Origin of the sequence: Paenibacillus sp. P13VS, assembly GCF_015143645.1 — a bacterium.
Lineage (GTDB): Bacteria > Bacillota > Bacilli > Paenibacillales > Paenibacillaceae > Paenibacillus > Paenibacillus xylanilyticus_A.
The window spans coordinates 287,226-312,596 of record NZ_WYEV01000002.1 but is presented as its reverse complement, the minus strand read 5'-3'; the positions used below and the strand labels follow the sequence as shown (position 1 = coordinate 312,596).

Genomic DNA, 25,371 nt, shown 5'->3' with positions numbered 1-25,371 from the left:
GTAGTTAATAGTAGGTGCTTGTAACAAGGAGGTGCAGCATGCCGCGATCACGAAGAGTTTGTTCTTACTGTCAACAGGAAATGGGAGAAGACGAGTTCAAATGCAAAGCATGTGGCAATCTCGTTGAAATGAAGACCGTTCCTGCAGAGACAACACAAATGGAAGAATACGAGGAAGATGTATTGGATCGTTACTCCATAGGTCTGCTCATTCTAATTGCGATTCTTCTTCCACCGATAGCGATTGCCATTGGCGGGGTAATGTTATTTAATGACGATCCTTACAAAAGGGACGCCGGGAAAATGCTTGTGACAGGTGCCCTGCTCGTGTTAGTCATTTGGGCCATCATTCTAATTTCGATCTCAGGAACGCTGACAATTCAATTCTAGATTATTACGGGGGTGCCTTTCATGGGAAATGAACAATTCGAAGCAGCGCGCAAAGCGGAGGCAGGTTACCATTCGAACTTTTATCAGAATAATGAACTATTTGAAGCCGGAACGTGGATGGCGAGACCGATGCCAATGGTGATGGAGATGCTGGAACGTTTGCTTGCACACAAATCGGATCTGCGAGTGCTTGATCTGGGGTGCGGAGTAGGGAGACACACCATTCCAATTGCACAGCGTCTGCAGCAAACGAACAGCGAGGTTATTGGTGTGGATCTGCTGGACGAAGCCGTTGAAGGACTTCGGAAATATGCGAAGAAATATCAGGTTGATCATATGGTAAAAGCCGTGAAAGCAGACGTGGAGCATTATGATATCAGGCCCAATACATTTGATTTTATTGCAGCTTGTTCCTGCCTGGAACACGTATCCGATGAAAATGCTTTTCTGAAAGCGCTAAGTCGTCTTCAGGCAGGCACACGCACAGGTGGAATTCATTGCATCACGATGAGTACAAGTGTAGAGGAGCAGGAGATTAGCACTGGACGGCGAATTGAGCCTTTGATCGAACTAAATCTGTCAACAGCCAAGGCGACCGAATTGCTTGAAGAGGCATATGCAGGATGGAATATCCTGCTTCAGGAACACGTAACTCAGACCATTGAAGAAGAAAAGTACGATGAGCCGACACAGTTCCGCTGCGAATTGCTTCGTTTTGCCGTACAGAAGCAATAACAGAACCTGCCGGGAAGTATGAGGTTATGCATCCCGGCTGTTCTGCTTTCTATGACATAAGGAAACGTCGTGAATACAGTCTATTATCAGAGTATGGGGGATACGATGAATACATATGTGGTAGGTATTGATGGTGGCGGAAGTCATACAAGAGTGGCTGTAGCCGATGGAGATGGACAACTGTTGTCCTATGTTGAAAAGGGAGGTTGCAATCGTTATCACGATTCCAATGCTGAGCAGCATGTGCTCGGAGGCATAGCAGAAGCGCTGGAGCAGGCTGGCATTAAAGGAGAACAAGTGGCTGCCATTCAAGCGGGTATGGCAGGTCTGGACCGGGAAGAAGAATTCACCTGGGCCGAGGGTGTTCTTGCCAAAACAGGCATCCTTGGGAGGAGAAGTGCCGTAAACGATACACATATTGCTCATACAGCTGCCTTTAACGGTAGGCCTGGAATCGTGGCAATTGGGGGCACCGGGTCTTTGATCCTTGGCAGGACGGAGCAGGAAATCTGGCTCCGAAACGACCAATTTGGTCACTATGCTCCCACGGCAGCGCGTTTTCTGTCCTACGATACGGTGCATTCCGTTCTGGCAGGCCGATATGAGCCAGAGGATCATCCCTTCGTCGAACAGATTCTTGCATATTGGAATGTGCGTTCAGTGCCGGAGCTTGCAGCGCTTGGAGCCGCAGGGTTTGCTGATGATAAACAGGCAATGAACCGCAAATTCAGCCAAATGGCACCCTTGGTGACGGAAGCTGCCGCTCAGCAAATTCCACTTGCGATGAGGGTATGTGACTCGGCAGCAGATACAGCTGTTGTGGGTATTCTTATGCTGGCAAGCTGTTTTCAATCTAAACAGGTCTCTTACACACTGACGGGAAGCTGCCTGACCTCATCTTATATGAAGGCTGCTGTTCAGAAAGGGTTAGGACAAAACCATCCATCTACAAGTAGAGAGTTCGTTTACATATCCAGCGAATTGCCAGCCGTTGGCGGCGCAATCCTGGATGCTTTTCAATTGGCTGGTATTCAGGTGAATCAGGGCACCCCCGCTGCACTTCGGAGTCAGTTACAAGGGTATGGGACTTGAACTTTGACAGGCTAACGACTACAATACGATAACGGAATGAAGCAAGTCATAGGAGGAATATAAGAGTGTTGATTAATCTAAAATCACGCATACAGGAGCCGGAAGTGCAGGAATTGCTGTCCTACTCGGTTTTCCCGGACCCGGAGCAAGTCGGTCATGCGCTGCAGCAATATGTGGATAAGGACGAGCTTCTGCTGGATGGATATGAGGATGAGGGACAGTTGGTCGGCTTGGTTGGGTATGAGAAAACGGGAAACAGCGAGATTACCATCCAGCATATTGCGGTATTGCCGGAGAACCGTTTTAAAAACTATGGCCGTGGCATGATTGCACAGCTGCTGGAAAAGTATAATCCAGACAAGCTCATCGCGGAAACGGATCAGGAAGCTGTGGAATTTTATCGTAATACTGGCTTTGTCGTATACAGCTTGGGTGAGTTATATCCAGGTGTCGAACGATTCCGTTGTGTACTGGAAAAAGACGAGGATGCAATCGAAGAATAGTTCATGGATCACCTTTATCATGGGGACCCTCGTAATTTAAACAAGAAACAGGGCGTGTGACTTGGCCGGGAGCTAAGCCTTACGCCCTGTTTTTTGTCGTGAAAACACAAAATAACAGGAATAAAGTATTGCTTTGTATTATAGTTTCAATATAGAATAGTTTCATTGAAGAATAGTTCGATAAGTGAACTATATGGACAAAAAGGTCAGAAAGGAGAATAAACATGAATACACCGGATGCCAAAAGTTTGGTGAACCGTTATCTGGATGCATCGTTCCTGGTATCCAAACAGTTTGATACGCGAATCCGTGAAAAGGTGGGGCAGACCATGACAACAGACCAGTTCTGTGCTCTTCGTTTGATTGAGGAGAAACCATCCTGCACACCATCTGATCTGTCAGAGCTTCTCTGCGTCGGGAAAAGCAGCATCACGGCATTGGTTAACAAGCTTGTTGATCGTGATCTGGTCCATCGGGCGGGAGATGAGCGGGATCGCAGAGTGGTGTATCTGACTCTGACAGATACCGGCCGTCAGGTATATCGCGAGACAGAACGGGAAATACAGCAGCTTCTTGAGCCGTATCTGGTCCACTTTAAGCCGGAAGAAGTACAGAATTTTATTGAATCCTTTGAGAAGTTGGCGACCTTGCTTACGAATGAGGGAGGACAGGAGAGCGAATGAGAACGATTTTGAAAGCAAGATGGTGGTTGATGGGGTTATGGGTTGTTGTAGCCGCCGTATTGATGTTCACAGCCCCCAATATGAGTGAACTGATTCGGGAAAAAGGACAGTTTTCGGTCCCGGAAGGATACTCATCCACCCAGGCAGCTGCCATCCTCGATGAAGCTGCTGCACAAAAAGGCGAACAGCAGGGCAGTCAGCTGGCGCTTGTTTTTTATAACCCGGATGGTTTGGGTACAACAGGCAAACAAGAGGCCGAAAAGGCTGTAAAGCAGCTGGAGTCGAAGAAAGAAGAACTCGGCATTTTGTCCATCTTGGAGCCTTTCTCCCAGCCAGAACTTTCTGACAAAATGATCTCTGCTGATGGAAAGACGATCCTGACATCCCTGTCTATCGATCAGGGAGATCGTACCGTCAAGGAAATGCGTGAGGATCTCAATGAAACGCTGGACTCGGTCAATGTGGAACACTACATAACCGGTAAAGGATTAATCGATGAAGATACGGTAGAGAGTTCTCAGGAGGGACTCAAGAAATCGGAGTATATTACGGTTGTATTTATTTTGCTCATATTGTTCCTTGTATTCCGTTCGTTTGTAGCTCCATTTGTCCCTCTGCTTACCGTGGGTATCAGCTATATTGTATCGCAGCAGATTGTTGCATTTCTGGTCGATGGGGTGGATTTCCCGATCTCGACCTTCACGCAGATTTTCATGGTTGCCGTCATGTTCGGGATTGGTACCGATTACTGTATCCTGCTCATCAGCCGATTCAAGGAAGAATTGGCCCATCATGAAACGACGTGGGAAGCGATTATTGCAACCTATCGGACAGCAGGCAAAACGGTATTCTTCTCTGCTCTTGCCGTGCTGGTTGGTTTTGTCGCCATCGGTTTTGCGCAGTTTATGCTGTACCGTTCCGCAGTGGCAGTCGCCGTCGGCATTGCCGTAATGATGCTCGCTCTGGTTACCATCGTTCCGTTCTTCATGGCGGTGCTGGGCAAGAAGCTGTTCTGGCCTTCCAAAGGTTCACTCGAACATGCGGAGAGCAAGATCTATGGAGCAGCGGGTCGCTTCTCTCTAAAACGTCCATGGGCTGCGCTGCTTATCGTTGCAGCTGTCTGTGTGCCGCTTCTGGCTACTTACGATGGTAAACTGTCGTTTAACAGCTTGGATGAGATTGGTGAGAAGTATGATTCGGTAAAAGCGTTCAACATTATCTCCGACAGCTTCGGTCCGGGGGAATCCCTGCCGGGTCAGATTGTTATTCAGAACGATGAAGCCATGGACAATGCCAAATACATGGCCGTGGCGGAGAAAATCAGTCGTGAAGTGGAGAAAGTTCCAGGAATCTCCGGGGTACGCAGCATGACAAGGCCGACTGGTGATGAGATCAAGGATTTCGAAGTGACCCAGCAAGTGGGAACCTTGTCGGACGGACTCGGGGAAGGGAAGACGGGTCTGGATAAAATCCGTGATGGTTTGAGCGAGGCGAGCAGTCAATTAAGTAAAAATGAACCCCAGATCAAAGAAGCTGCAAGTGGTGCGGGTGAACTGAGCAAAGGTACGTCCCAGCTGCAATCGGGAATTAGCCAGTTGTCCGAAGGCCTTCAGCAGATTGAGCGAGGAATTCGTGACGGCTCGGCCGGTGCTGGTGATTTGCAAGCAGGGCTGCGGCAGGCGAAAACAAGTGCTGACCAGCTGGCTCAGGCGAGTAATCAGCTGCTTGACGCTTACCGTCAGGCTGGAGCAGGCGTAGCTGCGCTTGGCGAGGGTACCGGGGAAATTCAGCAGCAGCTCACAGGCATATCTACGGCGCTGACCAATCTGAATGAATCATTTGCAGCGCTTGAAGAAAGATACCCTGACCTGCTGCAGGACGCAGACTATCTGCGGGTCAAAGGTACACTTGGTGAAACGGGAACAGGCACAGCCCAGCTTGCCCAGGCACTGGGACAGATTCAAAGCAATCTGAGTCAAGCTGCTGCAGGGATCAACCAGGCTAACGAAGGCTTCGCTTCCGCTGCATCCGGACAACAGGCTCTAGCTAGTGGGCTGGGTCAGATTGTAACCGGAATAGGACAGCTTGAAGCTGGGCTTAAGCAGGCAGCGGATGGTCAAGGTAAAGTGATCAGCGAGATTCCTTCCATCCAGGATGGACTCAGCCAGCTTCAGGGTGGTCAGGAGAAAATTAGTCAAGGCTTCTCGGACCTGAGTGGTCAGCTGACCCAATTAACAGATGGTTTGAATCAGAGTGTGGATGGAATCGCGCAGGTGTCTGGAGGTCTCGACTCCGCACAGGATTATTTGACACAGCTGCAGAATTCACCGGATTCCGATCTTGCCGGCTGGTATGTACCTGAAGAAGCATTGAGCAACAAAGACTTCGCACAGGTATTCGACACGTATCTGTCCCAGGATCGGAAGACCATGACGATAGATGTTATTTTTGCTGAAAATCCGTACGGTATTGAAGCGATTGATCGCGTACCGGATATCGAAGCTGCGGTTCACCGTGCTGTACAGGGTAGTGCGCTGGAAAAAGCAGACATCGCTGTCGGCGGGGTAACCAGCACGTTCGCTGATTTACAGGAGATCTCCAACAATGACTACACACGAACGGTTATGCTCATGCTTGCAGGCACATTTATCGTTTTAGTCCTGCTTCTAAGATCCGTGATCATGCCGATATATTTGATCGTTTCCCTGTTGCTGGCCTATTTCACATCCATGGCTCTAACCGAGGCGATATTCGTGAATATCCTTGGTTTTGCGGGCATCAGCTGGGTTACGCCATTCTTCGGATTCGTAATGCTGATTGCGCTTGGTGTGGATTACAGTATCTTCCTGATGGATCGATTCAATGAAAATAAAGGCATGAAAGTTCAGGATGCAATGCTGTATGCCATGAAAAACATGGGTACGGTCATTTTGTCGGCAGCCGTTATTCTGAGCGGAACTTTTGCTGCCATGTATCCATCCGGAGTTCTCTCCATGATGCAGATTGCTACCGTTGTTCTTAGTGGCTTGGTCCTGTATTCATTGCTGTTCCTGCCGTTCTTCGTGCCTGTCATGGTGAAGATGTTCGGCCGGGCCAACTGGTGGCCTTTCCCTAATAAGGATCAGAGTGATTCGGCGGATTCGGACCGTACAATGAGCATGTAGCTGAAATCATATCGCCCCTACGAAATATGAATATTTTCGTAGGGGTTTTCTATTTTGAGGGGATATGTGCATGTCGTAAAAAATAAAGGTGTGCGCCTACGGACACCATCCCGCGCCTTGTCTTCGGTTCTTTCATATAGATATAGCAGTCAGTCATAAGTTAGCAGAGAGGGGCGACGGTGATGGTATATCGATATGCGGCCATAGGAGACTCGTTAACGGTAGGCACAGGCGCGCTGCTGGGCACTGGCTTTGTTCCTTTGTACCGCAGAATGGCAGAAATGAATGTTCGCACATTTGTCTCGATGGATAATATGGGGGTCAACGGATTAACCTCAGGTGAACTGATGCAAATGGTATCCTCCAACACGAGGGTAAGACAGTCTCTGCGTGAAGCGGACATCATTACAATATCCATTGGTGGGAATGATCTCATTCGCACACTCAAGGCGAGTGGAGGCATTCCAAGTGCCAGTAAAATGACACAGGTGCTGGGAGATACCCGCAGTAACGTTTCCCAAATCATGAGACATATTCGTCAGTTAAAAGGTAACAGTGCCTATTTGGTCCGGACGATCGGATTGTACAACCCGTATCCTCAAGCCGCAGAAGCAGCGTATTGGGTTCGTCAGTATAATTCCTTTCTGAATGGTGCAGGGTCGGGGAACTATGCCTGTGCTCAGGTGTACGACCGTTTTGAAGGGCATGAACGGGAATTGTTATTCTGGGATCGTGTTCATCCCAATGCAAGAGGGTATCGTGTCATTGCGGACCAACTGAATCGTATGGGGTATAGACCTTTTAACTGAAGAACTCATTAGGACATTACGATATGGCTGTGGGCATACCTGATTCAGACTGGACCCGCATAGGGGCATACGTTAAGATGGGGAGAATAAGGGATTTTATCTTGTCGATCGATATAGATATTACAGTTGAAGGAGTATTAATCGGTGCACAACATTCATTTACGTCCTCATGAGGATCAGGAACGGCAGCTGATACAGGAAGTGATATCCGTATTTCTACCTCAATCCTGCTGGGAAGCGGAACGCGGATACGGCGGCATGAACAACACAACGTATATGCTTAAACGGGATGGCGAGCGTTATGTTCTCAGAGTGTACGAAACACATACGGATCTTGTGAAAATTGCTTTTGAGCACCATGTGTTATTGGCATTGAGAGAATCGGATTTCGGACTAATGGTACCAGCTCCAGTCAAAGCCATAAAGGGGGATGGGAGTACGTTTCATTCCATATACGATCCGAGGAATGGACAGAACAAAATCGCAGCTCTCTTTACGTATAGTACGGGCCAGAACCCGGTATGGAATACGCCAGAGCAGCTTGTTGAACTGGGATGTGCGGCAGGTTTGCTGTCTGTGGCTCTTGCAGGACTGGAAATATCTCTTGAGCCTGTATACCCGCCTTATTATCAAATTCAACAGGCGTATCCACTCTGTCCGCCAGAGAAATTGATACAGTTATGTACGTCACCACCTAGCGAGCTCAAAACGTGCGCAGAAGAAATGCAGGATCTGCTGCCTGTGCTTCCAGCTTTGTTCGAGGCTTTAAACGGAATGGAACGTCTGCCACATCAACTGGTTCATGGAGATGTGAATGCATCAAACGTCTTGTCGGATGACGATGGCCGAATCTGTGCGATTCTGGATTTTGAATTTGCCACATGGGATCTGCGGGTTATGGAGCTGGCTGTTCTCATGTCGGACCTGCTAACTTTGGACAAGAGTGATGAATGGATGTGGGAGGCGCTGGAAGGACTGATCCGAGGATTTCGGAAACAGGTGATTCTGGAGCCGGATGAACTGCTGGCTATTCCGCAGCTTATTCTGCTGCGCAGTCTTGATGTGGTTATGCATTTTATTAGCCGAATGTTTGAAGGAACGGATGAACCCGAAGTTGCCATTAACCAGATCATTAAGCTGCGAGAGCGGATCCTCTGGATGAATCACAATGAAGAGCGTCTACGCAAATTATTAACGTGATCAAGCGGCTGCCAGTGTTTGACATCAGAAACAAAAGAACGCCGATTCTGTTTTGAAACAGAACCGGCGTTTTTGTTATGGCATTTGACTCTACCTGAGCGTATGCCAAACACCTGTCGACATATCGGGCTGCCTACAATCCGCGCTTGCGGAACCAGCTGCGGACAGCCCACCGGCGTTCCTGGCGCTTCTTGTATTTTGGCAGGGAGCGGTAGACGTTCAGGGATTGCTCATAGGCATGCTTGGCATCTGCGTTGCGTTCCAGCGAACGGTAGACGGTACCCAGCAAATAATAAGCTTCACTCGAGGATGAGTGGATATCCTGAAAGTGTTGTACATATGTCACTGCCTTGTCTCGATCTGACTCCTTAAAGGCATTGGCTAAGGTTAGATACGGCTGACCGTACTTAACTCTTGGATTGATGTCAAGAGCATGCAGGATATGCCGCTCACCTGCTTCCATGTGACCAAGGTGAAGTTCTGTCGTTCCCAATGCCTCCCAGTATTCGGCTGATTGCTCATAGGGACGTTCAAGCTCCAAAAGCAGTTCATACGCTTCGTTATACCGTTTGCGTTCGATCAGAAGTCTGGCCAGATCAAGCTTGGAAGAGACTTCATTGGGACTCATCGCAATCTGCTGACGCAGCCGTGAGATCGTACGCATGCGTTTGATCGGTTTCATGAAACTGGGGAACACCCCGACATAGCGACGATCCAGAAAATACAGAATAATGAGAAGAATCAGAACAGCCAAAAACGGATTGCCAACAATCCGCCATAGTAGGCCGAATATCAAAAATTTAATCAGCACAACACGTTCAACTCCGTTTATGATGTTATCGCATTACGAACGCTTAAAATATATTTGGATTGATCCAGCGGATTCACGCCCCTGCGCTTGCGCATCGGTTTCACATCCGGAGGGCAATCCTGATATCCGGCAAAAGAGGTGACAAGTACACCCCGTCCCCCGGTTTCAGAGCGGAGCTTCACCGGATAATCCATGGAAGAGGCTAGCGGAATCTGCCCTTCCACAATACATCTCCCGCCGCCAATAACAGGCGCTTCGAACGTTGCACGCATATGCACAAGATCGCTTAGTGCCTTGCCTCCGTATTCTTCCGGTACCGTCAAGCGGAATTGCAGAAGCGGCTCCAGCAGTTTCGTTCCTGTACGAACCAGGCCATCCATGATTCCCATCGGCGTAGCAACGACAAAGTCCAGCGGATGCGTATGCCAGACATGATGCTCTCCTTCAACAAGCGTGACTTTCAGATCGGTGACTTCCCAGCCGAACATGCCTTGAGACAGGGCTTCTGGTACACGGCGCTGTACTTCATTTTGATACCGCAGCAGCAGTTGGTCTGTTCGAACGGTGGATTCATAGATCAACCCGCTTCCGCGAGGCAGAGGCTCCATATGGAAACGAAGAATCGCCCAGCAGGGTTTAGGCATCGTATAAGCGATGAAGCCTTCACCTGAAGCGTTTAGCGTTTCTTTGTAAATGACAGAAGGCGGGTCAAAAACAACTCCCAATCCAAAACGACTGCCTAACAAGCTCGACAGAATCTCAAGCTGAATGGTTCCCATGACTTTGAGGTGCAATTCCCGATCTTCCGGAAGCCATTGCAGATCAAGCAGCGGGTCCTCATCGGTTAACTCCTGCAATGCAGCAACAAGGTCGGGGTAACGTGCCGGATCCTGGCCGTGTACCTGTACTGTCAGCAAAGGCACCGCCATATGGGGCATGGGAGGAACGGTGTCTGGACTTCCTATAATGTCACCTACATTCGTTTCGCTTAGACCGTAAAGAGCGGCAATCTGCCCGCTGTGTACTGCTCCGGTATCTGACCATTTGCGACCATCCATCTGGCGGATTTGAGTCACTTTTTCTTCCAGTCCCCTGGTCGTGTTATAGATCGTGTCCCGGTTGTGAATGCTGCCTCCGTACATGCGGACGTAAGCGGTTCGTCCCATCGTTTTGTTTCGTTCAATTTTGAATACAACCCCCGAAACTGCAGAATTCTCTGTGATTGCAGGAGGTGGGAGGAACCGGGTAACCGCATCAAGAAGTTCGGATACTCCAATTCCTTTCCCCGACGCACCAAAACAAACCGGAAATATCTCTCCTTGATGAACCAGCTTGCGGAATGTTGAATCGATCTGCTCTGATGGCAGAGGGACTTCATTAATGTAGGATTCCATGATCCCTTCATCCAGCTCAGCAATCATCTCAAGGAGTCCGGGAATCGTTTGCTGATTCGCCTGATCACGCCATAAGGAATGGACACCGATGAATGAATCCTCGTCCTTTACGCAAGATTGTACCGGGCATGCGAATGGAGAGAACGTGGAGTGAACCTGTTCCATAATGGCTGCTGCAGATGCGCCAATCCGGTCCATTTTATTGATATAAATAATGGTGGGGATGCGAAGGGATCTCAGGGCGTGCCAGATGGTCTCACTCTGGGACTGAATCCCTTCCACAGCTGACAAAATGAGAATGGCACCGTCCATTACACGTAGGGAACGTTCCACTTCAGAGCTAAAATCGATATGTCCTGGGGTATCGACGAGGTCGATCACGGTATTGTTCCATGTAAGGGAGGTCATGGCTGCCTGTACGGAAATTCCGCGTTCTCTCTCAATGTCCAGGGAGTCCGTAGCTGCCGTACCGTCATCTACCCGGCCGGGGCTGCGAACAATACCGCCATGATATAACATATGTTCTGTTGTGGTTGTTTTGCCTGCATCTACGTGAGCAAAGATACCGATATTTCGGCGGTTGAATTCGTTTTGCATGGGATGTAAAGCTCCTCTGACCGAAGAAACGTATCGTTTCTGACATTGTTATTCCGTATTATCATACCACACGGACCGTATGGAAGAATATGTTACACTTTTGCAAATCAACCATTCCTCGTTCTGCGGTAAGCGGCAGGCGTGGTGCCCGTAATTTTTTTGAATTGCCGATAGAAATGGGGCAGGCTCTCAAAGCCGCAGGCATCCGCTACAGATGCCATGGTGTCATCGTTCCGAAGCAGATGCTCCTTCGCCATGATCACCCGGCGGGCCAGAGCATAGTCGGTTAGGGTCATGCCCGTATACTTTTTGAATGCCCTGCTGAAATGAGCTGGAGATACTGCTGCCTGCAGAGCGAGCTCGGATAAGGAAAGTCCGCTCCGCAATTTATCATCAATATTGGACAGCGTGGCTGACAGCCAGCTTGGACCGGAATTGGAATGAACAGTGCGGGCAGGACCGGCGTCTTCGAGCCGCTCAAGAAATATGAGCAGCAATTGAAGATGAAGCAGAGCTGCATGGGCGCTTAGCTGATTCTCCATTTGGAATTCGGCATGGATTTCTTCGATAAACGCAGTCACTTTGGCTTGTTCCTCAGGCGTCAGCTGTCTTTTATAAACCCTGCGTCTGCGGCATCGCTCGAACAGGGAGAGCAGGGCTGAAGCACTGCCTCCTGCAGCCGCAGTCAGTAATCCGGGACTGAAAAACAAAGCTGAAGAGGTTACAGGATTAATCTCATCCGGCAAAGCCCGGTGTAATGTACTGCCAGGAATGATAAATAAATCCCCTGTCTGCATGTCTTCAAGATCTGTATCGATAAAAATGGTCCCTTGACCACGATATACGTAAATGATTTCATGCCAATCATGCAGATGATCCGGCAGTTCATTGTGGGGTGCTTTCGTATCTGCATAGACCAGTCGAAAGGGAATGCCTGAATCTGACTGGATGGTTGTGCGAACGGGCGAGCGTACCATAAGGACTCCTTTCTAATGCTAATTCATACACGGTGGACCACGCCTGGTCATGAAAGAGTATATTTAACGCAATATAAGCAATTTAATTTCCTTTTTTTGATGATACAATGAATTTAAAGCGTTTTCAATTCATGGATATACCAGAGGAATCTGACTCGGATGATCACAAATAAATGATGAGGTGAGTGTGCATGTCGGCGAGCACCAAACGACCAAGATTGAAGCTGAATCTGTTGGGAAACGACGGGCAGCGCAAGTGCAAGGAAATCATGGATCGTCCCGTAAAGGTACTGCAGATTGGCGAAGGTAACTTTTTGCGGGGATTTGTGGACTGGATGCTTCATGAGAGTGCTAGACAAGGCAAATTCCATGGCAGTGTGGTGGTTACCCAGCCAAGGCAAGGGGGAAAGGCGAAGCTGGAGCAGATCCGGGATCAGGATGGATTGTATACCATGATTACCCGAGGTCTTTCTCAAGGTAAAGCCGTGGAGCGCACCGAGATGATTTCGATCTTTTCCCAGTGCATGAATCCTTATGAAGAATGGCAGGCATTTTTGGAACTGGCCGAGCTTCCTTCACTGGAGTTTGTTATCTCCAATACGACGGAGTCAGGATTGAAATATATTCAGTCGGATTACGTGGAAGGAGAGCCTGTTTCTTCATTTCCAGGCAAGCTGACCGTGTTTCTCCATCGGCGTTATATACGGTTTGAGGGTGATCCTTCCAGAGGATTGATTCATCTGCCATGTGAGCTGCTCGAAGGAAATGGTGATGTACTGCGCAGCTGCGTATTGCGTCACAGTGAGGACTTTGGCTATTCCGATGCATTCCGTGATTGGATTAAAGACCATAACCTGTTCCTGAACAATTTGGTTGACCGGATCGTGACGGGTGCGCCAACTCAGGAAGAAGCTGACACGCTGGCAGGGCGCTGGGGTTATGAGGATCAACTGATTAACACGGCAGAGCCTTATCATTTCTGGGCCATCCAGGCTGATGAGGGACTGGACAAGAAACTGCCGCTGAAGCAGGCTGGACTTAATGTTCACTGGGTCAAAGATCTGAAGCCCTTTCAATTACGAAAGGTTCGCATTTTGAATGGCGCGCATACCTTGATGTCCTCCATTGGCATTCTTCAAGGCAAGCAGTATGTGAGGGAAACGATGGAGGATCCGCAATTCGGAACATGGATCAGGGAAGCCGTGCATCAGGAAATTGTGCCTGCGCTGGATATGCCGGATCATCAACTTGACCAGTACGCTGAAGAGGTATTCGAGCGATTCCTCAATCCCTATATCAATCATAAGCTTCAGGATATTGCGTTAAATACCATTGGCAAATTCAAGGTACGTGTTCTGCCTACCTTATTATCTTATGAACAAACTCAGAACAGCTGGCCGACACGCCTGGTTCGGGGGTTCGCCGGACTGTTGTTATTATACCGCCCGGTGAATACGTTAGACGGATACCACGGACATCGCTTCAACGGCGAATCTGTTGTGCTGAAGGATGACCCGGATGTTCTTGCAGCCCTAACTGCACACTGGGAGAGCTATGATTCACTCCGAAGGGACCGGCAGCAGTTGAACGACAGGCTGGCTGCCGTATTGTCGGACTCTAGCATTTGGGGAGAGAATCTGAATGAGCGAAGAGGGCTGCGCGAAGCGCTTCTTGATGAGATCGTTTTACTGGAAGGTGAGACGGAATGAATACAACAAGTACAACGCATGACTGGATTGCCATACAGCCACAGGATGATGTGATCATAGCTCTTCGTGATTACACAAAGGGAGAAACGGTCCACCTCCCTGACGGGGTTTCATTTACACTGCTTGATGATGTGCCCAAAGGGCATAAAATCGCTGTACATGGAATCGAACCAGGTGACGATGTCCTGAAATATGGCTTCTCCATCGGTATTGCCAAGGAACGGATTGAACAAGGGAACTGGATTCATAGCCATAATCTGAAAACAGGGCTGCATGGCTTGCTGGAATATGAGTATCAGCCTGGTGCATCCGTTCAAGCAGATATGCCCCCGGAACATTTACGGACATTTGAAGGCTATTTACGCCCTAATGGGGAGGCAGGCATACGCAATGAAATATGGATCGTTAATACGGTAGGATGCATCAACAAGGTATGCGAGGCACTGGCACGTATGGGGCAGTCACAGTTCGGAAGCAGAGTGGACGGCGTGTACCATTTCCCTCATCCATTCGGCTGCTCGCAGCTTGGCGATGATCTGAAGTATACCCAGCAGCTGCTGGCTTCCCTCGTCGAACATCCGAACGCAGGCGGAGTATTGGTTATCGGACTGGGCTGTGAAAATAATCAGGTAGACCAGTTCCGTGAATGCATCGCACCTGAATATCAGGGGAAGGTCCGTTTTCTCAAGGCACAGGAAGCAGATGATGAACTTGAAGAGGGTTTGCGTCTGATGGAAGAGCTGGTGGAGATTGCCGAGCTGGAACAGCGCCAGCCGCTTCCACTGAGCAAGCTCAAAATCGGATTGAAGTGTGGCGGTTCAGATGGTTTATCCGGCATCACTGCCAATCCGCTAGTGGGGTCGGTTGCCGATATGCTGGTTGCGGCAGGAGGGACGGCCATTCTGACCGAAGTGCCAGAGATGTTCGGGGCAGAAACCATTTTGATGAATCGGGCTGCCAATGAACAGGTTTTCGGTGATTTGGTGGATTTGATTAACGGATTCAAGCAGTACTTTGTAAATCATGGTCAGAACATATATGAGAATCCTTCCCCTGGTAACAAAGCCGGTGGCATTACGACACTCGAAGAGAAATCATTGGGTTGTACTCAAAAAGGCGGCCGTTCTTCCGTCGTTGATGTGCTTCGTTATGGCAAACGTGTAACCCAAACCGGCTTGAACATTGTAGAGGCGCCCGGCAATGACTTGGTGTCAGTCACGGCCTTATCAGCTGCAGGTGCTCATATTGTACTGTTTACTACAGGAAGGGGGACCCCATTCGGAGGTCCGGTACCTACGGTCAAGATTGCAACGCAATCGGATCTGGCGAATCGAAAAAAACACTGGATCGACTTCAACGCAGGTCAACTGCTCGAAGGACGGACGATGGATGAGGTGAAAGTCCAGCTCTTCAGCCAGTTGATTGACATTGCCTCAGGACGTGCTCAGACACTTAGTGAGCAGCATGGGTTCAGGGAAATTGCCATATTCAAAGATGGTGTAATTCTATAGTTTATACATTCCTTGATTCCTTGGCATAGCATATCTTTATTAACTTATTCAAAATCCCGGTAGGCATTGGTGATGTGGCCTCCGGGATTTTCGTTGTGTACAGGTATGCATATTCGAAATCTCAAATGGCCTGTTTCTATTGGCAGAGTGTATCTTAAGTGCAAGATGTCGGTCTAAACGATGCCAAATGCCTTTTTGATTTTTACCAGTCCAGCTTCAGTCGTATGCTCAACGAGCTTGTCCAGTAAAAGGTCACGGGCTTCTGTGATGCTGCCGTTAAAAGGTTCGATACCCTGACGGCTCATCCAGTGACCTGCCGTCTCATAGGAGGAACTGTTCCAAGCCACTGTGCCTTCTGCGAGACCTTCCTTTTCCTTGGTTCCGCTAATGACAATGGCTATACTGCCCTGAAGATCCAATAGCCCTTGATCGAATGACTTCTTATCTTCCTTGGCGCCGAAACCAGCCTGTGCACGAAGTGCTCGTCCATCAATGCCTTCCTGATCTTCGATTCGCTCATAGAGCTTGAATGCGTCACGGGAGAGCAGGCCGGCATCATACTGCTCATGGATGGTTCTGCTGTCAGATAGCAACCGATGAACCCAAGGGAAACATTCACGGGAGATGAGGATCGCTTTCTTTTTGACAAATTTGCCGTATGCAGCAGCGCCTTCTTCAGCCAGGCGTGAACGCCAAAGCCAGGGATCGAGAGGAGAATCGGTATGCCAATTTTCCGATGGCGTTAACGAAGATAGAGAAGGGAAGTCAGGAAATAACGGTGCGAGTGGAAGCAATCCCGCAGTCTGTATACGCTGGACAGCTTCCTCATAGGTTACAATCGGCTCGGTAATCACGGTTAAGGCATCTCCTTTTATGTAGTTGTACTGGAATTAGGGTTAGCACTCACATACAGTCGATACACGTCCTGGGCATGCTGCCTGATCTCGCTGCGGAGTTCCTCGGGTTCAATGACTTCGGCTTCACGACCCAGACGATAGAAGAAACGAACAGCCCAATCCCATTGGTCTGCTGGACAGAGGAAAGAAAGCTCCCAGAGATCTGGGGCAATCTCTGTCAATTTCTCACCAATGTGCCTGTCTTGTTCTGCCTCGACCATGGCACTGTAGCTTAAACGTGCTCTGATACGAACGGCAGGTTTTTCAAATTGGCGAGGCTGGCTCAATTGGCGTTCGGCATCTATCGTTAACTGTTCGGTTTTGGAGAAGTCAATAGACTCAGCTTCCAGAATTCGGTCCACTCGAAACACACGCTGTTCCCCATGTTCCTCCGAATATGCATCACAGTACCAGAATCCTGCAGAAGCATAAATGCGATTCGGACGGATCTGGATCCAGCGCTGGCGTGCAGCCGAACGATACAGGATACGCAACCAACCGTGTTCAGGAATGCATGCAAGGAGCGGTTCCAGATGATGAAGAATGTAGCTGCGCTCCGGGATACAGTGATTCAGCTGTTTGAGCATGGGATCGATTCGAGCCATGACATCATCCGGAATTATGCCTTTGATTTTATCCATAACCGTCCAGCGTTTCTCTTGAAAAGGTGTATCTGCATAATGGCTAATTCCCTCAAGAGCGAATATGAGCGTTGCGGCTTTCACCGGATCCAGCTGCAGTGGAGGGAGTACATAACCCTCCATAAGCCGAAAGCCACCGCCAGGGCCGGAAATAGCAATAATCGGCACGTTCATCTCGGAGAGGGACTGGATATCTCGCAAAATGGTACGACGGGACACTTCAAACTTGTCTGCCAGTGAATGTGCTGTTTCCAGTCCGTGCTGTAACGCCATGACGATGGCAGCAAGCCGATTTATTTTGTTCATGTCAGCCACTCCGTTTCGAGAGTTAGGCCGCCGGAAAGGTTGCCGGAGTGCTAAATCCATTGTAACAGCCCATTAGTGACATCTTGGGTGTCACCAATCATATGTATGTCTTTAAATGTGCTGAGTAATGGTGAATGAAGGAGCGCTTTTCCGGCAGGGGCCCTTATAATATGTGTCTCGTCCAAATTCGCCTTATGGAGTAATATTTCCTTCTGACCAAAACTCCACAAATGTTGGCAAAAAACCGTATCCGGTTATACGGATACGGTAAGTAGCATCTTGTATGATGAAAAGAAGCTTATATCTAGTTTAATCGATTGAGATTTACGTAATTTTTAAGAAAAAGCAATCTTGTTAAGATGAATTCGTAACAGGTTGTATCAAGTGATCTAATCGTTTTGTTTTGTTGTCTTTTTCAACAAAGATAGGGTCACTGCAACTCGAACTCACTTCATCTCAAGCAGCTGAACACCGCGACCCTCAATCTCCACACTTCCTGAAAGTTCACGATCCGTTAAGAGGTCCTGTGCCTTATCATTTCCAAGTTCATACGACTGAGTGGTCGCATTGTGGTTCATGACGAAGAGATACTGCTTGCCGTCTTTTGTACGTGCGCTTACTTCCACACCATCTGGTGTTTCGAGCAAAGGGTGGATGTTTTTGGCTGCCGCAAGCTGTCCCAGCAGGCCATCCAGGAAGCGTTCTTCCGGATCGGAAGCCACATACCATGCTTCACCCTGACCGAACGTGTTGCGGGTTACGACAGGCATGCCTTGATAGAAATCATCTCCATACTCGGCGATCACTTCAGCACCTTCACTATGCAGCAGGTCACACAGCATGCCGCACTCATATTTGCCTTGAAGATCACCATATGTGTCTTTCAGCACGATGCTGTTCTTCTGCTCAGGGAGCAGAGCGTCGATCTCTTCGACCCAGATTCCAAGCAGCTTACGAAGTTCACCTGGGTAACCACCTGTAGTGACGAGGTCACTCTCATTGACAATGCCGCTGAAGAATGTGGTCAGGAACGTTCCGCCGGCTTCAACAAACTTCTCCAGTTTGGCTGCAAATCCCGGTTTGACCATATAAAGTACCGGAGCAAGAACAATATCATACTTGCTAAGATCGGTATCCACGCTGACAATATCCACTTGGATATTGCGGCGGAAGAAGGCAGCGTAATATTTGTGAATTTGATCCACATAATTCAGGGCAACGGTAGGACCGCTGGATTTCTCGATGGCCCACCAGTTATCCCAGTCAAACACAATTGCCACTTTGGATTCTACCGTAGCATCCAGTGTTTTGTCCCCGAGCAATTGCAGCTCCTTGCCAAGCTGGGCGACTTCGCGGAATACACGAGTATTCTCGTGTCCGACGTGCTCGATGACTGCACCATGATACTTCTCGCATGCACCGATGGAGCGGCGAAGCTGGAAGAACATAATGGTGTCTGCGCCATGTGCAATCGTCTGATAGCTCCACAGTCGCATTACCCCAGGACGCTTCAGCGAGTTGTACGGCTGCCAGTTTTGCTGGCTTGGTGTCTGTTCCATAAGCATGAATGGCTGACCATCTTTCAGCCCTCGCATCAGATCATGTGCCATGGCGGTAAAACTGAATGGTGTGGCAAGGCCCGGATAGCTGTCCCAAGAGATGATATCCATATATTTGGCCCATTTGAAATAATCGAGCTGCTTGAAGAATCCCATCAGGTTCGTTGTTACGACGGAATCAGGGACATGCTTCTTGATCGCATCATATTCCAAACGGTAACAGTCAAGCATGCTGTCGGAGTTGAAGCGGGAGTAATCAAGGGAGATGCCTTGGAACGTCGAGTTGTTGTTACCCCAGTGCTCACTCAGATTGCTTGGCAGAACGATTTCGTCCCAGTCATAGAAGGTATGGCCCCAGAAGTTGGTGTTCCATGCTTGATTGAGCTGATCCAGCGTCTTGTAACGCTCTTTCAAATAAACACGGAAGGCTTTCTCGCAGTTGTCGCAATAGCAGTCTCCACCGTATTCATTGGAGATGTGCCATACCAGGACAGCAGGATGGTCTTTGTAGCGTTCTGCCAGTTTATCGGCAATTTTCTCGGAATATTTGCGATAGGTTGGGCTGTTTGGACAGGAATTATGGCGTCCGCCGAATTTGCGTTTGCGTCCGTCTGCATCCACACGCAGTACATCCGGATATTTTTTGGCCATCCACGCAGGATGGGCAGCCGTGCTGGTGGCAAGACAAACGTAGACACCGTTTTCATAGAGACTGTTAATTAATTGATCCAATTCTTCAAATCTATAGGTTACCTCATCAGGCTGAATTAGAGCCCAGGAGAAAACGTTAATCGTGGCGATATCAATCCCTGCCAGTTTAAACATGCGCAGGTCTTCAAGATGGGTCTTGTGATCCCATTGTTCAGGGTTGTAGTCACCGCCATAGAACATTTTGGGTAATTTGCTGCTAATCAATATGTTCACCTCTTGTATAAGAATAATTGTATATTATATGATTCAAATAGCTTTTAAAATATAAGAAAAGTAATGATTCATATAAGAATATGGAAATAAGAGAAGCAGCTGAGTATTGGCTGAAGCTTACCGATCGAGAGGAGAACACCATGTTAATCTCACCAACCCATCGAAGATATTTCATGACGCCGCGCGAAGAACCGCTCCCCCTGTATATTGAAAGCATTGGTTATAACGGTAATCAGGAGAATGTAATTAGGCCGGCAGGCTACCCTTGTTATCACTGGCTCCAGACAGTGAAAGGAGCAGGGGAGTTCCATTTTGCTGGTTCAACTGTCGTTCTTGGTGAAGGCTCCGGAATTCTCCTGCCTCCGAATGAGCCGCATGAATATGTACCTTCATTAGGGGAGTGGGAAACGCTCTATATTACGTTTGGCGGATCCCAGTGTCCGGCCATTGCCGAGGCACTTGGACTTAGAGAGGCGGCACTTCATCAATGGGATGCTGGAAGCCCGCTGGAGAACTACGGCAGTGAGGTGCTGGGTTCCATCAGTAGCGACCAGGACTTGTCCGGTCTGGAAGCTTCCGCCGATATGTACCGCTTTTTGATCCTGCTCAAAAAACACGGCAAGACTGGCAGCCGATCATCCATCTCGCATGCCGTGGAACGGCTAGCACCGCTCATTGCATTCATGGACCAGCATTATGCAGATCCCGATATTGGCCTGGAACAGATGGCTGCCGTGCCAGGAATTACACCAAGGCATTTGAATACGTTGTTTAAACAATCATTCGGCATGACGGCCTACAGCTATTTTATTCTTCTGCGGATTCGCAAATCCAAGGAATGGATGACAGGGAACAGCAAATTGACCGTGAAGGAAACGGCTGCGCGCGTTGGCTTTCGCGATGCAAGCCATTTTGTAGCGACATTCCGGCGAATTGAAGGTGTAACACCTGAGCAGTTTCGAACGTTATATTTATAGCGAAGCAGGGGGAGTAGGCTTTTGAGACTTTTGATTACCGTGTCTGGTCGTGTTTTTCCGCCCTAGATGGCCATATGAACAAAAGTGATGCCAGGAAGGTATTGATGCATGGGGGCAGTTGCCGTATGATGATATCGATTCCTTCAATTGGAAAACGAAAGCGGATGATCGTATCCGTTCTACTAAGAGAGGATGATAGAAGTTGACAACAACAACCATTCCATTATGGGATCACGAAGCACCTCATGCGGCTAAAGGGCATGAAGAAGAGATGCCTCATCTCATACCTTTTATTCAGCCTGGTTCCGAGAGCGCTGTCATTGTGTGTCCCGGCGGCGGTTACGGGTTTCTCGCAGATCACGAAGGAGCTCCAATTGCCGAGTTGCTTAACCGTGCAGGTATTAGTGCATTTGTACTGAAATACCGGGTAGCACCGCACAAGCATCCTGCACCACTATCCGATGGTCAGCGTGCTATCCGATATGTACGCGCCCATGCCCAGGAATTTGGGATCAATCCTTCCAAAATTGCTGTACTTGGTTTCTCTGCAGGCGGCCATCTTACAGCTACACTGGGTACCTTGTATGATAAAGGACAGCCGAATCATGAAGATCCGATTGAGCGTGAAAGCTCACGTCCGGATCGGGTTATCCTCTGTTATCCTGTTATCACGATGGAGTCGTATGGACATGCTGGTTCGCGCGAAAATCTGCTGGGCCCGAATGCCTCGCCTGAACAGATTAGAGCATTTAGCGCAGAGCAGCAGGTTAAAGCCGACGCACCTGAAGCATTTATCTGGCATACAAGTGACGACGAGGCCGTGCCGGTCGAGAACAGTTTGCGTTATGCACTTGCATTGGGTGCCCAAGGTATTCCTTATGATCTGCATGTATTCGAAAAAGGATCGCATGGTCTGGGCCTTGCTGAAGATGATCATGCTGTTCGGGCGTGGTCGGATCTGTTGCTGACTTGGCTCAAAAATCAAGGATGGTAACCGTTTACCCCTCATTTTAATGCGCTACAAGGCGAAGGAGATACGACTATGAAATTGCAAAAGAATGACAAGCTTCTCTTTATCGGCGATTCCATCACGGACTGTGGCCGTGAACATCCTGTAGGTGAAGGCAGTTCAGGACTCGGACATGGTTACGTTGCACAGGTATACGCACTTTTGCGTTCCATTTATCCGGAATTGATGCTGCGTATTCAGAATGTGGGTAATAGTGGGAATACCATTCGCGATCTGAAGCAGCGCTGGGAACGCGATGTTATTGATCTGAAGCCCGATTGGTTGACGATCATGATTGGCATCAACGATGTATGGCGTCAGTTCGACCGTCCGCTTTCGGCAGATTCTCATGTGTTTTTGGAAGAGTATGAGTCCACTTTGAGAGAACTTGTGGCTTCTGTTCGCCCCAATCTAAAGGGACTTGTTTTGATGACCCCATATTACCTGGAGGCCAATCCAGAAGATCCGATGCGCGCGACGATGGATATCTACGGCGAAGCTGTGCGTAGGGTAGCGAATGAGTTTGATGCCATTTTAGTGGATACACAGGCAGCCTTTGTCCCATTCTGGGATCATTTCTATACGTCAGTCCTGACTTATGACCGTGTTCATCCAGATGCAACAGGCCACATGATTTTGTCCAAAGCATTTTTGGATGCCATCGGTTTTGAATGGTCAGGCGGCGCCAAATCATAAAAGGATGTGATTGCTTGAGCAAGCTCAACATTGCAGTACATACCCCGGCACGGCTGGGGGAAGGTCCAAGCTGGGATGCAGAACACAATCGTTTATTATGGGTGGATATCGAAAGTTACAAGGTACATGTCTATGATCCTCAAACAGGCCAGGATCAGGCTTACGACGTAGGTGAACATGTGGGAGCGGTTGTTCCCTATCGCGGCGATGAGGTTGTTGTGGCACTCCGAAGCGGTTTCCATACCTACCATCTGAGCACGGGAGAATTGAAGGCAATCGAGGATCCCGAAAGCGACAAAGCCACCAATCGATTCAATGATGGGAAGTGTGATTCCCTTGGTCGGTTCTGGGCGGGTACTATGAGTTTGCATGATGAAAGTAAAGCAGGCTCATTGTATTGTCTTGAGGAAGGCAAACCGGTTCGAACCATGGTCCGAGAGGTGTCTACCTCCAATGGACTTGGCTGGAGCCCGGATGATCAAGTGATGTACTATATCGATACCCCTACACGTTCCATTGACCGATTTGATTTTGATCTCGCAGCAGGTGAAATTACGAATCGGACGAGTGTTATTTCGGTACCGGAGGACTTTGGTTTTCCAGACGGAATGACAGTGGATAGCGAGGGCATGCTGTGGGTTGCTCATTGGGGCGGCGCAAGAGTGACACGGTGGAACCCGAATAACGGAGAATTACTGGAGCAGATTGAAGTGCCTGCAGACCAGGTAACCTCCTGTTGTTTTGGCGGGCCTGACTTGGAGGATCTCTATATCACAACCGCGCGAATAGGCATTAGTGAGGAACGTTTGGTAGAGACGCCAGATGCCGGTTCCGTCTTTGTGATTAGGCCCGGTGTTAAAGGGCAGAAGACCCATGCGTATGGCCGTGTACATCAGGTCGATTAAATCACAGCAGGAATTCAATGTACGATGAAGAGTTTTGGTTTGTTCAAGTAATCATTAAACTTTAAGTAGATCGTAAGATATGATAAGAAGTCCTGGAACACCGATGGTCTGTAGGTGAACCAAGGCTTCTTTTTTTGTCGAAAAATAGTGTAAAATGAATAAGTGGGATTTTCGTTCAGGTATACGTCTGGCTTTCAATTTCCATTGATTTAACAACGATTATGGGATATAAAGAGAGAACCAAAACTTTAAAATTGTTGTAACCGCTAACACGGGGGACCCGTTATATCCGATATAAAAAAGGTATAACCTGTAGAGACATAGAGGAAAGATTAGACAAGGGGGTCGCGATCATGAACCGGTTGTGCAAGGTGCTGATTGTTGACGATGAGTTTCTGGTACGCCAGGGGATCAAGCATCATATGAATTGGGAATCGGAAGGATTCCAGATTGTCGGAGAAGCGTCCAATGGCGAAGAAGGCCTGGAACAGGTACGTTTGCTGAAGCCTGACATCGTCATAACCGACATTGTGATGCCAATCATGGACGGTGAAGCGTTTGTACGAACGCTTAAAGCGAGCCAGCCGCAGGTTGAAGTCATTGTGCTCAGCAGCTTCAGTGAATTCGAATATGTGCGTTCAACGCTTCAGCATGGAGCTGCAGATTACATTTTGAAACCGAAGCTGGACACCGACGAGCTCCTGCAGGTACTTCAGCGAACGGCCGGAAAAATTCCCGAACTGCAGTATGAGCCGTCAAATGAAGGGTGGAAGCTGGGACAGTTTATGGAGAAGATGCTGTCCGGTTTTGCATTGGAAGACGAAAAAGATATGGCTATGGTCAGGGACACGTTTCCACATCATTGTTTTCGCCTCCTTGTTTCCGGGAAGCATTCGCACTTGGGCCAGAAGGATACCGAAAACAAGCTGCTGAATTATCTTGCCGATGTGGAATGTGCCATGGTACCGGTGGAGAGTGAAATGCCTATATTCCTTCTGAATGTAGACCCTGCCAAAGAGGAATGGATGGTCGGGCGGATCAAAGAGATGGCCGTTGAAAATGGAGCAGGCATCAAAGAACCCAGCTGGGTTTTAAGTGACAGCTTTACATCTTTTGACCAGATGGGTGAAGTGTACCGTAATCAACTCATTAAACTCATGGAATATCGTTTTTATTATGAGGATCGTTCAATTCTTGTCTTCAGCGAACTTCCACCTCTGCATACGGCAGGTTACCAGTTTAATGTGAATATGTTTTTGCAGCACGTGAAGCGGAATCGTACCGAGTCAGCCAGGGAGTATCTGAAAGAGCATGCCCTTACCCTGGGACGTGACTACATTGCGGATGTGTTCGAGATCAAATCCTTTTTGGGCAATCTGATTTTCAACGTAACGATTACCCTTGCGGATATGGACGTACAATCTTCGGCACTGGAAGAGAGCAAATATACTTATTTCAAAAACGTGGACGGAGCTTCAAGTCTGAATGAAGCCATGCAGGTGCTTGATCAGTTCATGCTTGAAGTGGAAGAATGCACGGCTGGTGATGGAGGAAAACGCAGTGACCCGAATATGAAGATGCTGCTTGAATATATGCATGAGCATTTTGATCAACCGCTCGGTCTCGCTGAAGTTGCGAAGCATTTTCATTTTAATCCATCGTATCTATCCAGTTATTTTTCGTCACATAAAAAAGAAGGATTCAACGAATATCTGAACAAAATTCGCATTGAGAAGGCAGAAGAACTCTTGCGATCGGATGATGTTACCATTTCCGAAATCAGCAGCATGGTAGGCTATTCGGATCACAGCTATTTCTGCAAAGTGTTCAAAAAATTTACCGGACTGTCACCAAGCCGATATCGTCGGAAATTCTGGGCATAAA

21 protein-coding genes are annotated in these 25,371 nt (G+C 48.5%); 15 read left to right on the top strand and 6 right to left on the bottom strand.

The annotated features are described in order from the left end of the window. Positions 1–38: 38 nt before the first annotated feature. The 8 genes from GUA98_RS02575 (at position 39) to GUA98_RS02540 (ending at position 8,575) form a co-directional block, all read left to right on the top strand. Positions 39–389: a hypothetical protein gene (locus GUA98_RS02575; protein WP_153977941.1), complete on the top strand. Its 351-nt coding sequence runs from the start codon at positions 39–41 to the stop codon at positions 387–389. Between the two features lie 21 nt (positions 390–410). Further along, positions 411–1,124, top strand: a complete 714-nt coding sequence (locus GUA98_RS02570; protein ID WP_153977942.1) for a class I SAM-dependent methyltransferase — start codon at positions 411–413, stop codon at positions 1,122–1,124. A 105-nt stretch (positions 1,125–1,229) separates the two neighbouring features. Next, entirely contained in the window at positions 1,230–2,216 is a 987-nt protein-coding gene (locus GUA98_RS02565) for an N-acetylglucosamine kinase (RefSeq protein WP_193721971.1), read from the top strand. Between the two features lie 65 nt (positions 2,217–2,281). Next, positions 2,282–2,719 (top strand): GNAT family N-acetyltransferase, encoded by a 438-nt coding sequence (locus GUA98_RS02560; RefSeq protein WP_193721970.1) that lies wholly within the window; start codon positions 2,282–2,284, stop codon positions 2,717–2,719. Positions 2,720–2,943: 224 nt separating this feature from the next. After that, on the top strand, positions 2,944–3,402 hold the full coding sequence (locus GUA98_RS02555; protein ID WP_127536322.1) for a MarR family winged helix-turn-helix transcriptional regulator: 459 nt from the start codon (positions 2,944–2,946) through the stop codon (positions 3,400–3,402). Continuing rightward, a complete protein-coding gene (locus tag GUA98_RS02550) occupies positions 3,399–6,566 on the top strand; it encodes an MMPL family transporter (RefSeq protein WP_193721969.1) in 3,168 nt (1,055 codons plus the stop codon). Before GUA98_RS02555 ends, GUA98_RS02550 begins: the two co-directional genes overlap by 4 nt. Positions 6,567–6,748: 182 nt before the next feature. Beyond that, positions 6,749–7,375 carry a GDSL-type esterase/lipase family protein gene (locus tag GUA98_RS02545; RefSeq protein WP_193722239.1) on the top strand — a complete coding sequence of 209 codons (627 nt, stop codon included), beginning with the start codon at positions 6,749–6,751 and terminating at the stop codon, positions 7,373–7,375. A 144-nt stretch (positions 7,376–7,519) separates the two neighbouring features. Further along, positions 7,520–8,575: a phosphotransferase gene (locus tag GUA98_RS02540; RefSeq protein ID WP_193721968.1), complete on the top strand. Its 1,056-nt coding sequence runs from the start codon at positions 7,520–7,522 to the stop codon at positions 8,573–8,575. A gap of 133 nt (positions 8,576–8,708) precedes the next feature. Here the strand turns inward: GUA98_RS02540 and GUA98_RS02535 are convergent, their stop codons facing one another. The 3 genes from GUA98_RS02535 to GUA98_RS02525 form a co-directional block, all read right to left on the bottom strand. After that, positions 8,709–9,386, bottom strand: coding sequence for a tetratricopeptide repeat protein (locus GUA98_RS02535; protein WP_153977948.1), 678 nt, complete (start codon positions 9,384–9,386; stop codon positions 8,709–8,711). A gap of 17 nt (positions 9,387–9,403) precedes the next feature. Next, positions 9,404–11,377 (bottom strand): elongation factor G, encoded by a 1,974-nt coding sequence (locus GUA98_RS02530; RefSeq protein ID WP_193721967.1) that lies wholly within the window; start codon positions 11,375–11,377, stop codon positions 9,404–9,406. Positions 11,378–11,484: 107 nt separating this feature from the next. Continuing rightward, a complete protein-coding gene (locus tag GUA98_RS02525) occupies positions 11,485–12,354 on the bottom strand; it encodes an AraC family transcriptional regulator (protein ID WP_193721966.1) in 870 nt (289 codons plus the stop codon). A 191-nt stretch (positions 12,355–12,545) separates the two neighbouring features. Here GUA98_RS02525 and GUA98_RS02520 point away from each other — a divergent pair, with 191 nt between their 5' ends. Both GUA98_RS02520 and GUA98_RS02515 read left to right on the top strand, forming a co-directional pair. Next, positions 12,546–14,063 carry a tagaturonate reductase gene (locus GUA98_RS02520; RefSeq protein WP_193721965.1) on the top strand — a complete coding sequence of 506 codons (1,518 nt, stop codon included), beginning with the start codon at positions 12,546–12,548 and terminating at the stop codon, positions 14,061–14,063. After that, a complete protein-coding gene (locus tag GUA98_RS02515; RefSeq protein ID WP_193721964.1) occupies positions 14,060–15,574 on the top strand; it encodes a UxaA family hydrolase in 1,515 nt (504 codons plus the stop codon). Before GUA98_RS02520 ends, GUA98_RS02515 begins: the two co-directional genes overlap by 4 nt. A gap of 173 nt (positions 15,575–15,747) precedes the next feature. On the opposite strand, the gene GUA98_RS02510 is transcribed toward GUA98_RS02515, so the two are convergent. From GUA98_RS02510 to GUA98_RS02500, 3 genes are all read right to left on the bottom strand, one after another. Continuing rightward, entirely contained in the window at positions 15,748–16,428 is a 681-nt protein-coding gene (locus tag GUA98_RS02510) for a hypothetical protein (RefSeq protein WP_193721963.1), read from the bottom strand. Positions 16,429–16,445: 17 nt separating this feature from the next. Next, the gene (locus tag GUA98_RS02505) at positions 16,446–17,417 is read right to left on the bottom strand and encodes a helix-turn-helix transcriptional regulator (protein ID WP_193721962.1); all 972 of its coding nucleotides are present in this window, start codon (positions 17,415–17,417) and stop codon (positions 16,446–16,448) included. Between the two features lie 446 nt (positions 17,418–17,863). Beyond that, positions 17,864–19,891, bottom strand: a complete 2,028-nt coding sequence (locus GUA98_RS02500) for a beta-galactosidase (protein ID WP_193721961.1) — start codon at positions 19,889–19,891, stop codon at positions 17,864–17,866. A 149-nt stretch (positions 19,892–20,040) separates the two neighbouring features. Between GUA98_RS02500 and GUA98_RS02495 the strand changes: the two genes are divergently transcribed. The 5 genes from GUA98_RS02495 (at position 20,041) to GUA98_RS02475 (ending at position 25,370) form a co-directional block, all read left to right on the top strand. Continuing rightward, complete coding sequence (locus GUA98_RS02495) at positions 20,041–20,877, top strand: AraC family transcriptional regulator (protein ID WP_193721960.1); 837 nt, start codon at positions 20,041–20,043, stop codon at positions 20,875–20,877. A gap of 202 nt (positions 20,878–21,079) precedes the next feature. Further along, positions 21,080–21,871, top strand: coding sequence for an alpha/beta hydrolase (locus GUA98_RS02490; RefSeq protein ID WP_193721959.1), 792 nt, complete (start codon positions 21,080–21,082; stop codon positions 21,869–21,871). 48 nt (positions 21,872–21,919) lie between these two features. Further along, positions 21,920–22,582, top strand: coding sequence for an SGNH/GDSL hydrolase family protein (locus tag GUA98_RS02485; protein ID WP_193721958.1), 663 nt, complete (start codon positions 21,920–21,922; stop codon positions 22,580–22,582). 14 nt (positions 22,583–22,596) lie between these two features. Beyond that, positions 22,597–23,487 carry an SMP-30/gluconolactonase/LRE family protein gene (locus GUA98_RS02480; RefSeq protein ID WP_227779356.1) on the top strand — a complete coding sequence of 297 codons (891 nt, stop codon included), beginning with the start codon at positions 22,597–22,599 and terminating at the stop codon, positions 23,485–23,487. 353 nt (positions 23,488–23,840) lie between these two features. Beyond that, positions 23,841–25,370, top strand: coding sequence for a response regulator transcription factor (locus tag GUA98_RS02475; protein WP_193721956.1), 1,530 nt, complete (start codon positions 23,841–23,843; stop codon positions 25,368–25,370). Position 25,371 lies beyond the last annotated feature (1 nt).